The sequence below is a fragment of the Vibrio cyclitrophicus genome, from assembly GCA_023206055.1.
Lineage (GTDB): Bacteria > Pseudomonadota > Gammaproteobacteria > Enterobacterales > Vibrionaceae > Vibrio > Vibrio cyclitrophicus_A.
Window position 1 is genome coordinate 20,300 of the sequence record CP065367.1, and the last position, 14,911, is coordinate 35,210.

The following is a 14,911-nucleotide window of genomic DNA, read 5'->3' on the forward strand; positions in this document are numbered from 1 at the left end:
TCACCGGACTGGTCAAGAGGGAAAGACTATGAATATGCTTACATTCGATAAAACAGAAATCCAAAAACAATCAAAGCCATTTATCGCTGAAGCTGTCTTTGCCGTGGAGACAATCAGTGCAAACCAGCAAACTGAAAAGCAAGTGAAAGCAAAGCAACTGCTTGATCGATTATTCCCACTAGAGAACGGCTCACATCAAGACGTAACCAGCTACGTAGTCGATTACCGTCATATCATGGCTTACTTTAAAGACGGTCAGCACAGTGGCCTAAAGCATCCTAAACAGTTTGTAGCGTACATGGGTGAGAAGAACGATCCTGACTCTATCTTGTTCCGAGATGGTAGTGGAAGCCACCTAGAGGTGATGTTTGGTTGCCATAAAGGGACCGGTTGTATTGAGCTAGTAGAAATTGATGATATTCAGCTGGAATCATGCACCACGTTTGGCCAATCACCAATAGAAGCAACAACTACAATGCGTGAAGAGACCATTGCAGCGATGCGCCACTGGATCAGTTTGATTCAAGGTGACGCAAAGGGTAAGCCAAAGGCATGCAGTGAAGATAAAGAGTTCAGAGCAAAAAGTGGTGAAGATTACTGCCTGAATTACTGCTACCAACTTTAGTGGTAAGAGGTAGAGTTTAGTTGACTATAGGGTTAAAGCCAGTAGTTAACAAACCGATACGCAGCCAACAAAAAAGTCCCAAAGATTAGTAGTTAGTCTTTGGGACTTTTTGATGTTCTTTTTAACGTATGATTATTAATGCTTCGCTGGATTTAGTTGAATTTCATAACCGATAAGCCTTAAAGAGGCATGACTCGGTTTCGCCCAAGTGATTTCGCTTCGTAAAGCAGCTTATCAGCACGCTCGATCAGTGATTGAGCTGATTCGCCGGGTTCAAGTTCAGCTACACCAAACGATGCAGTGATACTGCCGACTTGTTGACCACTACGGCGATCTTTAATCGACAGCTTTTCTAGAGAGCGACGATTGGTATCAGCGAGTTGACGAGCAATACGCAAAGATTTGTTTGGCACAATCAGCGCGAACTCTTCACCACCAAATCGATAAGCGGAAATACCTTCACGGCAACTTAACTTCAGCTTGCGAGCGATCCCTTTAAGAACCATATCGCCAAACAAGTGACCATAGGTGTCGTTGAAATTTTTAAAGTGGTCGATATCGAGAAGAATCAGACACAAAGATTGCTGTGCTTCACACAAGGTTTCCATGTCACGGTCGAAAGAGCGACGGTTATAGAGTGTGGTTGTGCTATCGAAGAGTGCATCTTTCTGCACTTCTATTAACTGAGTTTTCAGTTTGGTGATTTCTGACGTTGCAGAGTTCAGCTGAGAGTTTAAAAACTGAGTAGAGTGACGAATATGACGGGATTCAGACACCAGCTGTCGAACCAAGGACATGACTTCATCAATAGATAAGCTTTCATTATCAACACGAGCTAAGTCCTCGAAGCTTTTATCGATCATGTCAGAAAAAGCGGAGGTGTCGGTTAGGGTGTCATTCATTGAATTGGAAACTTCAGAAACTAATAGTTCCAGGTTAGCTCGAAGTTCATTGATATTGGTTTCGGATTTGCTTGCAACATAATTGTTGTATAGCTGCTCACCAACGGCTGGAGGACAAATACCGTAGTGTTCTAAAATACCATCCATGTCTTGAGTCAGCTGGGGAATAGCGTTATCGACATAGGTGTACCAAAGTGCGTAATTTGCAGGTGTAGTTGACACCCGGTTCTTCATCATAAGAGGCACCGCTTTTTTTAGATTTGCGGTGGATTTCTGAAATTCGTCTTTGTTCATTATTTTTACTGCAGATACCAAAACAACTAAGCCACTTGCGAACAAGGTTAGCGGATTTCGAAGGCCTTTGCTTTAAAATTTATATGATTAATGGATGAGGATTGGATTAATAACTCATTTTTATTATGATTATCGATTGCGTAATCATAAATTTCATCTAGTGGATTGTTCTTTAACCATATTTAGGTTTATCAAACTTTTAGCTTAGAGTGGGTTCGTATCAAAATATTGGTGAGAAATGAGTGTTGTTGTCTTGGATAAGTGCATATAAAAAGCGAAGTAAGTTGATCGTTGAGTTTTAACTGAGAGATAGATTGAGGAGGCTTGTATCGCGAGAGGAAGAATTTATGAGCAGATATAAAAAAGCGCCGATAAAAATCAGCGCTTTAAAATTCTTTTTAGCTAAAAGCTAATTATTGAGCAACAACGTTTGCTGCTTGTAGGCCTTTTTGACCGTTTTCAACTTCGAAAGAAACCTTTTGGCCTTCTTTCAGAGTTTTGAAGCCTTCTGAAGCGATTGCACGGAAGTGTACGAATACGTCAGCACCGCCGTTGTCTTGAGAAATGAAACCGAAACCTTTCTCTTCGTTAAACCATTTTACAGTGCCAGTATTTGTGTTAGACATAATTTGTCCCTTATTCATAAATTTTCTAAATTGTTGATTGCATTACTGCAATGCGCTGATAATTGAATTATTTAATATTGCTAAGAAATAAGGAAAAACTACTTACAAAAACGGGTAACGATTTTACATGTCATTTTTTACTATTTATCTAACTTAAATAACTCCGGCTAACAGAGCGAGTGCATGTTAACACAGTCTTTCCGGTTGTACACTCATTGATTGAGAAATCAGCGAGTTTTTTTGTCATGTTGTGCTCGTTAACAAAACCAACCTTAATAGTTGATGGTTTTATAAAGTCTCGCACCATGGCAAAGTAAAAAGGAAGCCTATAGCTTCCTTTTCTTCATCAGTATAGACGATATTAACGCTTGAAGTTGATATCTTCAGTCTGATCTAAGTTAATTTTTGTTTTCGCAGGTTGCGTTTCAGCGATCACTTTGCCGTGTCGTACCGAGTATTGAACGGGCACTTGGCGACGAACGGCATCAAAACCATTGTCTGCAGGAAGAATAAGCAAGCTACCTGGCTTACCTTCTTCAATACCGAAGTTGTCTTGGATGTTCAATGTGCGAGCAGAGTTCTTGCTGATCAAATCAAGCGAGTTGTTGATTTGGTCGTAGCCCATAACCTGTGTTACGTGCAGTCCCATGTGAAGAACCTGCAGCATATTCGCTGTACCAAGCGGGTACCAAGGGTCAAACACATCATCATGGCCGAAACATACATTGATATTAGCCGCTAGCATCTCTTTAACGCGGGTTACGCCACGACGTTTCGGATAGTCATCGAAACGGCCTTGTAAGTGAATGTTTACTAACGGGTTCGCGACGAAGTTAATGCCCGACATTTTTAGCAAACGGAATAGGCGAGATGCGTAAGCACCATTGTAAGAGCCCATCGCTGTGGTATGGCTTGCCGTTACTTTTTCACCCATGTCGAATTTATGAGCAAGGGCTGCCAGTGTTTCAACAAAACGAGACTGTTCGTCGTCGATTTCATCACAGTGTACATCGATCAAACAGTCATACTTGCGTGCAAGTTCGAACACGTAATGTAGAGATTCAATACCGTATTCTCGAGTGAATTCGAAATGGGGGATAGCACCGATAACGTCAGCGCCGATCTTCACTGCTTCTTCAAGCAACTCTTTACCGTTAGGGTATGAAAGAATACCTTCTTGAGGGAATGCAACGATCTGGATGTCGACCCATTCTTTCATCTCTTCACGAACTTCAACCATCGCTCTTAACGCAACTAACGTTGGATCAGATACATCAACGTGTGTACGAACGTGTTGAACACCGTTAGCGATCTGCCATTTCAATGTTTGTTTCGCGCGAGACTTTACGTCTTCGATTGATAGCAGTTCTTTACGCTCAGCCCAACGCTCAATACCTTCAAACAAAGTGCCAGAGATGTTCCAGCTAGGCTCACCAGCAGTTTGAGTAGTATCTAGGTGGATGTGCGGTTCACAGAAAGGAGTAACTGCAATGCCACCTTCAGCATCAAGGATGTCGCCTTGATGATTGATTTGTGCGTCATTATCGAGAATGCGAGAAAATTGACCATTTTCAATCAGAATCTGTTTCAAGCCCTCTTGGTCTTGAAGTTTAGCGTTCTTGATTAATAAGGTTGTCATAGTGTGTCCTTAAGCGGCCTGAGATTTCAGAGTTTTTTTGTTCAATAGAGGATTAAGCACGAGGTAACTGATTGCACCACCTAACACTGCGTTCAAAGGAACAACGCCAGGTAGGAAGTGACCAGCGGCTACGCCTGTTGCTACCGCGATAATGCCAGCCCAGTTAACGGTTTGGAACTCTGCATTTGCAAAATCTTTGTAACGTTTACGGTTCGCGAAGAAGTCGGCGATGATTACGCCACCAATGGGTGGAATCGCCAGCGAAAGGAAGGTTAACCAACCAACGAAGTTGTTGTATAACCAAAGCGCGAAAATCGTACCGATAATGCCGTTAATGATAGACATTGTAGTACTTGAGCGACCAGTGATGTTAGATAAACCCAGACCCGATGCATAAAGTGCATTTTCATTGGTTGTCCAGATATTCAAGCCAAGCACGATGATGGCTGGAAGCAGTAGACCTTGCGCGATCATCACATCTGAAATGTCAGCCTGGCCAGTTGCTGCTGCACCTGCTGCACCGAAGATAAACATCAGCGAGTTACCGATGAAGAACGCGACCATCGTAATCAATACTGCGCTTGCTGGCTTTTTACCAAAGCGAACGAAATCGGCAGTTAACGTACCTGCACTTACAAACGAGCCAACAACCATTGCTAGTGCCATTGAGAAGTCCATTGGCGTCTCTGGTTTAATAAGTTGCAGTTGCTTAAGTCCGCCAACACTGTCGACGGCTGTTAGTACTGAGTAACCACCCAAAATCGCAATCGCAGGTACTGCAATCGCTGAAAGCACCATTAGTGCTTTAATGCCGAAGTACACTGTGCCCGTCATCAATAAGCCAGATACGATAATCAAGGTGTTGGTATCAATGCCTGTGGCTTTTTGTACTGGAATAGCAAACATGGCAACGCCCACACCAAACCAACCGACTTGTGTACCACCAAGTAGAGCAGAAGGAAGCCATGAGCCTTTTGTACCGAAAGAGAAACGAGCTAGGAGGTGAGTAGAGAGGCCAGTAGATGAGCCGATGTAGCCAAGAAAAGAAGTGTAAATACCGAGGATTAGGTTACCGATGAGAACGGCGAGGAAGAAATCGTTGAATGAAAGACCTGTCCCGAGTGAACCACCTGTCCACATACTTGCAGAGAAGAAAGTGAGTCCAAGCATTACCATGGTGAGTGAAGCGACTCCTTTCCTAGCCGATGTAGGAACCGGCCCTAGACTGTAGTTATTATCAGCAGCCATTTTTTACCTCCGCAAATGATCAAAATTAAAATTAACGGTCGCCGTATTGCAGGCAAACGTGCGCATTATGGTGATATAAATCACATAGTCAATGCTAATTTTGTCAATAAGGGTACTTTAAAATCAGTTACTGCATTAATTATCTTTTAAAACATAAGGTTATTATCTGCATTTGTTTTGAAAAAATAAATAGAAAACGTTTTCTATAACCCATTGGTTATGTGCTGTTCTTGGTTGGCTATGAATATTGATTGTTATACGTTTGAATGGGTGTCTGTATCGAGAGGGAGGGCGGTCGGCTAAGCTGCAGACAAAAAAATAGCCAATCGCAATAATCGCAATTGGCTTATATATTTTGTGAACAAGAGTAGGTTCACTAACAACGTCAGTTGGCTAGGTGACCCTCGGCTTAAGAAGGGTCAATATATACATTGCAGTTAGTGTGCCAACTTTTAAAACCCCGTAAAATGTTAGTTTTATAGCAATTTGGTGCGCATTTAAGCACTTAATTTGCGTTTTTGAAATCTATCGTTGCAAATTGCAATTGCAATTTGCGACGGGAGGGTTTTGATCGTGAATCATGATGATAACAACGAACGCCGAATGTTGATTCGTTTTTCGAATCTATGTTCTTTCTGGAGACCAAGAGTAGAATAAACAAAAACCCGTGCGATCTAAGATCGCACGGGTTTGTTATTACTTCACCAATGGGAAGTCTTAGATGGAATAGAAGAAGTACAGTTGAGACTTCATTCTAATAATGATCCCACGTATTACGTCGAGGAACGCCATAAAGCTGATAGGTTTCTCACCGCTAACCCACGCCAACCCAACAGAACCAACTGGAATGTCGTAGCCCTCCACCTCATCTATTTTTAAACGAACAAAGTGGTGCTTGTTCTGAAGGTTTCGTCCTGTAGTTATACGAACTTGCTCATCAATACCCAATAAACTTGCTTGTGCTTCGCCTGTGGCTTCTACAATGCCTTCTACGGTTGCAGAGAATATTTTCCCTGGATAGACCGCTGTCGAAAATTCTGCAGGTTGACCTACTTTGATATTACGAATAGCTTGGTGGTTGACTCTCATTAATACGTATTTCTCTTCCGTATACATCTGGATCCGGGGCATCAAAGAAACACGTTGACCTTCACGAAGAATAAAGTTGGTTACAAAGCCGTCAGTTGGCGCAGTGACCTTAGTGCTGTTCAGATCCCACTGTGCTTGCGCTAGTGTTGCCTTCGCTGAGTCGACCTCAGTTTGTTTCTTACTAACGTTGGTTTCAGCTTTGTGGATGTTTAACTTTGCGTTCTCTGCATCAACTTCTTTTTTGCTAAGCTGAGATTCCAAAGTAGTGACGTTATGCGTTGCCAAGTCTACCTTTGCTGTTTGTTGGTCGATGTCAGTTTCAGTAATCGTATGCTCTACGACACTATTTTGCTTCTGGTAGCGGTCAAGTGTCTTTGATTGCAGTACTAAGTCTGTTTTAGCTGAATCTATCTGTGCAATTGAAGCTTTGATGTCTTCTAGCGCCGAGCGATAGCTGACTTTAGCAATGCTCACTTCTTGGCGAGCAGTGTCTAAAGCTACTTGTGCAGACTCAAGCTGAACGCTGGCTTTATCTCTCGCGATAACGTATTTGGTGTCATCAATCTCGTAGATTAACTCTCCTTCAATGACATCCTGGTTAGGTTGGATGTGGACTTTGGTGGTTTTGCCCGACACATTAGTTGAATCTGGACGTAATTGAATGTGTGGGGATTGAACCACTGAGCCTCCAGATAGATCCATTGGAGTGTAGTTAATCAACCCAACCCACACGAACATCAACCATGACGTACCACCGAGATAAGCAAAAGCCTTAGTGCCTTTGTTCCACGGCATGCCCACTAGTCTTAGTAAGTAAATGAACAATGCCCAAATCGCTAAACCTTCTAACATACTTGGTTCTCCTCACTTTTATCATTTTGTTCTGGTTGAACGTCAGATTTAGCCGGCGCTTTCCACGTGTCTCTCAGGTTTATAATGGCTTTTTCCATATCAACAAAGGCCAATATGACTGCTAGTACCCATACCCAATGCCAAATAAAACCAATCCATGTTAATGCGGTGATTAAGCCAAGTTGTTGGTGCTCTTTACTGTGAGCTTTGTTGATTGGTAATTCATGTACACGCCAGAACCCGTAACATGCAGCCGCGATAGTTGCGACCAATACAACGCCTGCTACGACGTGCAATACGGTATCGGCACCGGTTCCGACAAATGGGACACTTAATAAACTCATTGATAAATCCTAAGCTAAATGATGCGCCGAGTGTGATGGAAGTCGGATTTACAAGTTGTAAATTTACCAATTACTTCGATAATGGTATTTTTGTGATTTGATCTGTTATTAGATTTTTAAAGGTCGCGGTGAATGAATAATTGTAACTTCTTAAGAGCATTAGGAGTTTTAGGTATATATCAGTACGCGGCGGCGAGTCGTGAGATAGATATGGATTCTTTGGGTATTCCAAAGTCAGTATTTGCTAACGCGATGAACCTAATTCCAGTTAAGGAAGTGGATAAATGGTACGGCGCACTTGAGCAACAAACTAACGACCCAGACATCATCTTAAAATTGGCGGATAGGGTAGATATTGAAAAGTTAGGGCCTCTCGCTAATTGGTTTTTTTCTGGACACGAACTTGCTTCTACAATCCGCAGAGTCAATATAGGACTGCACTGTTTGCAGTCGGGGGCTTTTTTATATGGTGCACAAGTTGGGAGCTTAATTAAATGGTGTTACGACAACCCAGAATACTCTGAGGTGGGAAAAGTCCATGACTCGGTGCGTATCGCAATCTTTATGATGAAGATACTTAGGCGCTATTTAGGGCCTGACTTTAAACCATCGGCTGTTTCTATTGCTGGATACCGGGAGAATACTGAACTTTATAAAGAGTATTTTGGCTGCAATATTCAATGGGGACAGCCTCACACTGAGGTGTGGATCCCGAGTAAGTTGAGGTTGTCCATTAATCAATCGCCATCGGTAGGGAAAATGAACTTAGCGATGAATTTTCATGATTTAGACAATTATCTCAATATGCCGGACGCTGGCGATGAACATAAGGTAACTTATGAGATGATCAATTACAGCCGTCATTTCGGCTTGCCCACCTTACATAAAGTTTCCAGTCTACTTGGTCTATCTGAACAGCAGTTCCAACGACGATTACACAAATTGGGTGTTAACTTTTCTACCATTATGGGATACGCACTAAGTAATGTGGCAGTAGATCTCTTGATGTATTCAGTGCCGATATCAGAAGTCTCGAATAGGTTAGGTTATACTAATGTCGCGAGCTTTAACCGAATGTTTAAGAAGCACAGAGGTTTGACGCCTAAGCAATATATTGAGCGCTTAGAAACCGGCCTGTAACGAGGCAGAACTAACTTATGGTTCATTTGGGAAATAGGCCGGACAAGTAAACGGTGGTCCAGGCACTTAAAATAAAAGGGGCGGTGAGTGGCAGTAGTGCCAGCTCATGAAAACCGAGTGTGATGAGACAGCTTAATATCATGCCGAATAGGATCAACGGCCAAGGGATTCGCGGATAGAGCGCAAGTGCTAGAGTGACAAGAATGGCGTTGTACCCGTAAAGACCTTGAGTTACCAGTTCGTTAGAAGCGCCAATCAAATCGCTAAATACGGTGCTGATTAACACTGCTAGTACCACCCAAATGGCATGCTTGATATTGTTGAGTGCGATGGCGATTAAGATAACGAGCCCCGACAACGCATTTTCGATAAAGCTGACTTGGCTTACCCCTTTTAGGTACGGGATCACCACTGGCGGCAGGTTGAACCACGAATTAGCCTCAACACTGATTATGGGCATCAGTGCAGAGTCATATGTTGAAAACGCTGATAGCTCAAAGGTTGATTGGATAATATAAATCAGCCAAGAGGTGAGGATAAAGGCGCTGGTGTAACCGCGATATTTCTTAAAGCGGAGTACTATGTGGGCAATGGGCACTGTGAGTAATGCGCCTAACACAGTCACTAAAGCCAATAATGATGTGACACCAAAAAAGTTACCGATAAATAAACTGATCAAAGCCCCATTTAGCGCGTACATTCCACTATCAATGTCTTTGCTTTGTTTGATGGAATAACGAGCCAATGCAAAGCTGCAACTGGCGCCAAGCAAGGTAAGGAAAGCCAGTGCAAGTGACTCAATAGAAATGGCAAACAATAATAGAAGCGACGTCATAACAGACGGTGTGAAATAGACTTGCCCAATGCCATTGAGCAAGCCTTGAAATAGTGGAATTTCCTTATCCGTTTTCATCGTCTGACTACATTACTGAGTTATGTTAAATTTTTGTAAGTCAGATTGTATGTGATTTTATCAAGTTAACCATCTTTGAGTGCTAATTATGATACCAGCGTTCACCATAAGCTTGTTGGTAATTAGGTGTTTCAATGATGCCTTCTTGCTCTGGTACGGTTTCTAATGGTCCTACAACCGTTCGATAAGGCAATACGCCAGCCCATACTGGGACATCCATATCAGCCTTATCATCATTCACCCCATGCTTACCAATCTTCACGGATGCTTCCGTTAAAGGCATCGCCAATAACTCGGTCGCGGTGAGCTCTTTTTCATTACTGAGCCTGACTTCATCGGTTCTGCCCGGCGCGATTTGCTCAATGAAGATGTTCAATAAGCGATCTTTTTCTTGGTTATCATCAACTACAGAGAAAGACCCGAATACCACCGCTGAACGGTAATGAGCACTATGATGAAATGCAGAACGAGCTAACACCCAGCCATCGAACAAGGTGAACGTTAAACAGGTTGGGTTTCCCTTGTTCAAGCCTTTCAGAAGGCGACTGTTTTTAGCCCCATGAATGTAGACCATTTCATTCACTCGCCACGCGAGCATTGGGATAACCATTGGTCCTTGTTCGCCCTGTAACGCAATATGTGCGATTAAGCTCTCATCAATAATTTGGTGCAGTTTCTCTTGTTCAAATACGGCTTTGTGAGCCCCTTTCTTAATCGTTGTTCTTTTCGTGTTAGATAACATAATCGCTCCTCAATCATTGCCTTTTGATTAATGTAGCGATTAACTGGTCTATTAAATAGAGCCACTTTTAAACACTATTTGGATCCAGTTATGCAGCCTATTGATGTCGGCGACCTACAGTTAGACGAACAACACGACACGCGTCAAACCGCCTTGTTCCACGCGATAAGAGAGAAGATCGTTCGAGATTTATGGAGCAAGGGCAGTAAGTTACCTTCAACACGTAAGCTAGCCGTCGAGTTATCGGTGAGTCGAAATACGGTGATTTATGCGTACGAACAACTGGTCATCGAAGGTTATATAGAGAGCAAGCAAGGTTCAGGATTTTATGTTTCGGTTGAGCAGCCAGAGCACTTCCTAAGTTTGTCTCAGCCGAAGTGTGTTCATGATGCGAAGATTGAACAAACAGTCAGTAAACCGAGTGCAAACATAGTCACACCTAACGATATTAACCGCAGCTTTGCCCCCGGAGTCCCTGACTTAGATGCGTTCCCTTTTGCGAAATGGCAGAGGCTGCTGCAACGGCACTCTACACGTCAGAACATTGCGGGTAATCAAGAGGTTCAGGGAAGCTTGGCCTTGAGGGAAGCATTGAGCGGGTATCTTGCAAGCAGTCGTTCAGTTCACTGCAGTGCCGATCGAATCATCATCACCGCAGGTGCGCAGCAAGCCATCTCAATCGGATTAATGGCGACGTTAGCGATGGGCGAAAAAATCCTCGTGGAAGAGCCCGGTTATCGACAAGTGCATAAAATTATCGATCTGTTGAGACTAGAGCTGGATGGTGTGGATGTGCATGAAAAGGCGGGGCTAGATATTGAAAAAGTATTGTCCAGTAATGCTAAGGCTCTGTATGTCACGCCGAGTAACCAATACCCAATGGGCACGACTTTAAATACTGAACAACGCCTTAAACTGATCGATTGGGCTAATCAACATCAGTCATGGATCATTGAAGATGACTACGACAGTGAGTTCCAGTTTGCTCATCGCCCTTATACCAGCATGCAAGGTTTGGCGGGTAAGTTAGGGTTCGATGATCGTATCATCTATGTCGGTTCACTGAGTAAAGTCATGTTTAACGGCCTGCGATTAGGTTATTTAGTGGTGCCAGAAAATCTGGTGGCGAAGTGTCTTGAGATTAAAGATGCGCTTACTGGAGACACAGCGTCCCATACACAAGAAGCTTTGGCGGATTTTGTTCGAGAAGGCGACTTACTACGTCATATTAGAAAGATGCGTCGGTCATACAAACTCAAGTATGAAGCCATGATAGAAGCGATTGAAAGTGAGTTTTATGGCGATCTTGAAGTAATCAGTCAGGCGGCGGGCTTACATGTGACTGTTAAGTGGTATCAAGGAATATCTGAACATGAGTGGAGCCGACGGGCTGAGCTTGAAAATATCATCATTCGTCCGTTTGATTTCTATGAATACGGTTCGAGTGATGCTCGTGATTGGAGTGGGGCGGTGCTGGGGTTTGGAAATATCCGTTTGGCTGAGATAAAGCCGAAGATCAAACAGATCGCTCGGCTTTTTTATCAGTGATATTGGTAGGTCCGGTTTGCAGCTTGTCGATTAATCATTTATCGAGTTATAGCTTGTCGACAGAAACAGTGGGTTTACCCAACCACTTACGCCAAGGGAGTGACAATGTCACAAAAACAGTCACAGCGTAGAGCATCGACCAACTTAGGCAGATAAACACTAAGGTACAAATGACCAGCGAGAGCATGGCTGTGTATCTCGATGCGCCAGTCAGTAATCGGCAGGCCGCTAACATCGCAAGCAGATAAACTAGAACAAAAATACCATTGGCGAGTTTAAGAAAGAATTCGAGATCCAAATTAGACAGCTCGCCGATTACACACGAGATAAGCGCGATAAAGCCAATGGCTAACGTTGGATAAAGTGGCACGCCACGGCTATTAAGCTGCGCCATTTTACTGGTCGGGGTGTGTTGGCGAGCTTGAGCCCAGATCATGCGAGACAGGCTTTGGGTATAAAGGTTTAGGCTCGCAAAACAAGCAAAGAAGCCAAGCACACTGATGACGGTTTTGAAGCCATTGCCAAACAGTTGCTCTGTCACCCAAGGGATAGAGGCTGCATCAAATTCTGGTGAACCATAAGCGCCTAGCTTGATAATAACCACCGAACAAGCCCAGTACACTAAGCCCGCGACGAAACACCCTGCAATGATCGCGATGGGGAAGTCACGCTGTGGATTCTTAAATTCCTCTCCCATGTGAGCAAAGGCTTCTATCCCGACAAAGCACCAAAACATGACCGCCAGTGCCGCGCCAATAGACCACATTGAATCGGATGAAATAGCTGGAATAGCGACATCTGCTACCGTGATGTCGGCCTTCCAAACAAAAGCGCTGACTAAGGCAAAGATCGACAATGCGATCACGGTTTGTAAGCGGCCAGAAGACTTGCTGCCCATCAAATTGACGGCGATAAGTAGAGCGACAGTAAAGGATTGAGCACCCAGTGGTGTGTCGAGTGGTGCGGGTAACAACTGTTGAGCAAAGCCGCCCGCCAACGCAATCGCAGCGGGAATGCCGACAGGAATAACACTAACAAACAGCCAAGCAACGCTCGTTTCTAATCGCTCGCTGAACGCTTGGCGAACAAAATAGGCAGTGCCGCCTGCATTAGGGTAGCGTTTTCCTAATGCTGCAAAGGTTAGGGCGATCGGGCAAATAGCGATAAACAGGATTAACCACGCGAGTAATGATAACTGCCCTGCGATGCCAGCTGCGATAGCGGGAATCATAAAGAGTCCAGTACCAAGCAAGGTCGTAGAGAGTTGCCCAATTCCGGACATTAGCGTGATTTCTTGTTTGAGTTGTGACATTCGCTCTCCTAGCTATTGGCTGTGCTGTCGGTTTTAACGTGCCGTCTTGTGAGACTGAGACTGAAAGCATACATTGTCGACATCAATAATACAGCTAGCGAAACGTCTTAAGCGGCCGTCAATTTAACGGTATTAATCTGATTAAACGTGAAAGTGTCGGCTGTTATAAACGTCGACTGTTATAAGCAGGGAAGTTGTGTCAAATTAGGCACTATAAATAGAACAATAAGTGGATAGAATCAGAAGCATGGATAAATTTGATCGCCAGATTTTGGATATTCTCAAAACCAATGCACGTTGCTCAGTGAGCGATATCGCCCGAGATGTCAGCCTTTCGCGCTCGGCGGTGAATGCCAGAATCAAGAAACTGGAAAGCGACAAAGTGATTACGGGTTATTGCGCTCAAGTGACAGAGCTCAATCAAACGAAGAATGTGTGCGCTTACATCTTGTTGAAGTTCGACATGTCGAGCAGCGACCATAGCTGTGAGTCTTATGCGCAACGAATCCAGAGCATTGATGGTGTGCAATGGTGCCACTCTATCAGCGGTGAGACAGATATGATGTTGTACGTTGAAGTGGAAAGCATGGAGCATTTAAACCAAGTTCGCGATCAACTGCAAAGCTATCCAGATCTGCGCCATCTAGTGACTCATACTGTGTTGACTGAGTTTTTTAACAAACTGAATCCGACGGTATATTCATGTTAGGTAATATCAACTTAAACCTACTGCGTTCACTGCATGTACTTCTAGAAGAGTGTCATGTAAGCCGTGCCGCTCAGCGCTTGCATATTACGCAATCGGCGGTCAGTCGTCAGCTCAGTCAGCTACGAGACTTGTGTGGCGACCCCCTTTTAGTTCGTGATGGCAATAAGCTGGTTCCGACCAATCGTGCGCTGCAGCTAAAAGATAAACTCGATGACTTGTTGGGCGAGTTTGACCATCTATTGGATGATAAGCCGTTCGAACCGAAAGATTGGCAAGGTGAGTTGGTATTATCTTCGAGTGACTATGTGGCTCAGTATATTCTGCCTGTGATTGTTGCTGAGGTGTCTGCCGAAGCGCCGAATATCAATTTGGCATACCGCTTGTGGCAGCCAAACTACCTTGAAGCACTGAATGAGTCAGGTATTCACTTGGCTTCGAGTATTTTTCCTAAGAAACCAGAACATGTTTCTAGCATCAAACTTGGCGAAGATAAGTCGGTGTGTTTGATGCGCAAGTCCCATCCATTAGCTAATCAATCGACTTTGAGTACAGAAGATATCGTCAGCTACTCACACATCAAAGTGACCGGTGGGGGAGACAAAGACAGTTATTCAGATATTGCGTTAAAGAAGTTGGGGCATAAGCGCAGAGTCGCTTTGCAGGTTCCGTTCTTCTCATCGGCTGGCACTGTGTTAATGCAAGACGATTATCTGATGATCGTTCCGGAACATATCGCCTATAACTTAGGTCGACACCTTGAAACGACCTACTTTTCGCTGCCATTTGAAACAGAGATGCACACTTATTGGTTAATGTGGCACCCGAAGTATGACAACGACTCTGCTCACAAATGGGCGCGAGAAAAGGCATTCCAAGCGATGCAGAAGTCGAGTTACAACATTAGTATGACTTAAAGTCATAAGCATGA

At 43.8% G+C, this 14,911-nt stretch carries 14 protein-coding genes; 5 read left to right on the forward strand and 9 right to left on the reverse strand.

The window, feature by feature from the left end; genetic code table 11:
- Positions 1-28 precede the first annotated feature (28 nt).
- The gene (locus tag ITG09_16005; GenBank protein UPR54461.1) at positions 29-625 is read left to right on the forward strand and encodes a hypothetical protein; all 597 of its coding nucleotides are present in this window, start codon (positions 29-31) and stop codon (positions 623-625) included.
- A gap of 179 nt (positions 626-804) precedes the next feature.
- On the opposite strand, the gene ITG09_16010 is transcribed toward ITG09_16005, so the two are convergent.
- The 6 genes from ITG09_16010 to ITG09_16035 all read right to left on the reverse strand — a co-directional run bounded on the left by ITG09_16010 (position 805) and on the right by ITG09_16035 (position 7,619).
- The gene (locus ITG09_16010; protein ID UPR54462.1) at positions 805-1,821 is read right to left on the reverse strand and encodes a GGDEF domain-containing protein; all 1,017 of its coding nucleotides are present in this window, start codon (positions 1,819-1,821) and stop codon (positions 805-807) included.
- Positions 1,822-2,234: 413 nt separating this feature from the next.
- Positions 2,235-2,447, reverse strand: a complete 213-nt coding sequence (locus ITG09_16015; protein ID UPR54463.1) for a cold-shock protein — start codon at positions 2,445-2,447, stop codon at positions 2,235-2,237.
- 361 nt (positions 2,448-2,808) lie between these two features.
- Positions 2,809-4,086, reverse strand: coding sequence for a cytosine deaminase (locus tag ITG09_16020; protein UPR54464.1), 1,278 nt, complete (start codon positions 4,084-4,086; stop codon positions 2,809-2,811).
- Between the two features lie 9 nt (positions 4,087-4,095).
- Entirely contained in the window at positions 4,096-5,334 is a 1,239-nt protein-coding gene (codB, locus tag ITG09_16025; GenBank protein UPR54465.1) for a cytosine permease, read from the reverse strand.
- 717 nt (positions 5,335-6,051) lie between these two features.
- Entirely contained in the window at positions 6,052-7,275 is a 1,224-nt protein-coding gene (locus ITG09_16030; protein UPR54466.1) for an HlyD family secretion protein, read from the reverse strand.
- Positions 7,269-7,619, reverse strand: coding sequence for an MFS transporter (locus ITG09_16035; protein UPR54467.1), 351 nt, complete (start codon positions 7,617-7,619; stop codon positions 7,269-7,271). The genes ITG09_16030 and ITG09_16035 overlap by 7 nt, the downstream gene beginning before the upstream one ends.
- A 132-nt stretch (positions 7,620-7,751) precedes the next feature.
- On the opposite strand from ITG09_16035, the gene ITG09_16040 reads away from it, so the two are divergent.
- On the forward strand, positions 7,752-8,759 hold the full coding sequence (locus tag ITG09_16040) for an AraC family transcriptional regulator ligand-binding domain-containing protein (GenBank protein ID UPR54468.1): 1,008 nt from the start codon (positions 7,752-7,754) through the stop codon (positions 8,757-8,759).
- 22 nt (positions 8,760-8,781) lie between these two features.
- Here ITG09_16040 and ITG09_16045 read toward each other — a convergent pair whose 3' ends face one another.
- Together ITG09_16045 and ITG09_16050 are read right to left on the reverse strand one after the other, a co-directional pair.
- Positions 8,782-9,672: an urea transporter gene (locus tag ITG09_16045; protein UPR54469.1), complete on the reverse strand. Its 891-nt coding sequence runs from the start codon at positions 9,670-9,672 to the stop codon at positions 8,782-8,784.
- Positions 9,673-9,754: 82 nt separating this feature from the next.
- Positions 9,755-10,414 carry a pyridoxamine 5'-phosphate oxidase family protein gene (locus ITG09_16050; protein ID UPR54470.1) on the reverse strand — a complete coding sequence of 220 codons (660 nt, stop codon included), beginning with the start codon at positions 10,412-10,414 and terminating at the stop codon, positions 9,755-9,757.
- A gap of 90 nt (positions 10,415-10,504) precedes the next feature.
- Here ITG09_16050 and ITG09_16055 point away from each other — a divergent pair, with 90 nt between their 5' ends.
- Positions 10,505-11,962 (forward strand): PLP-dependent aminotransferase family protein, encoded by a 1,458-nt coding sequence (locus ITG09_16055; GenBank protein UPR54471.1) that lies wholly within the window; start codon positions 10,505-10,507, stop codon positions 11,960-11,962.
- 46 nt (positions 11,963-12,008) lie between these two features.
- Here the strand turns inward: ITG09_16055 and yjeH are convergent, their stop codons facing one another.
- On the reverse strand, positions 12,009-13,274 hold the full coding sequence (gene yjeH, locus ITG09_16060) for an L-methionine/branched-chain amino acid transporter (protein ID UPR54472.1): 1,266 nt from the start codon (positions 13,272-13,274) through the stop codon (positions 12,009-12,011).
- Between the two features lie 247 nt (positions 13,275-13,521).
- Here yjeH and ITG09_16065 point away from each other — a divergent pair, with 247 nt between their 5' ends.
- Both ITG09_16065 and ITG09_16070 read left to right on the forward strand, forming a co-directional pair.
- Entirely contained in the window at positions 13,522-13,983 is a 462-nt protein-coding gene (locus ITG09_16065; GenBank protein UPR54473.1) for an Lrp/AsnC family transcriptional regulator, read from the forward strand.
- Positions 13,977-14,897: a LysR family transcriptional regulator gene (locus ITG09_16070; protein ID UPR54474.1), complete on the forward strand. Its 921-nt coding sequence runs from the start codon at positions 13,977-13,979 to the stop codon at positions 14,895-14,897. Before ITG09_16065 ends, ITG09_16070 begins: the two co-directional genes overlap by 7 nt.
- The last annotated feature ends 14 nt before the right edge of the window (positions 14,898-14,911 follow it).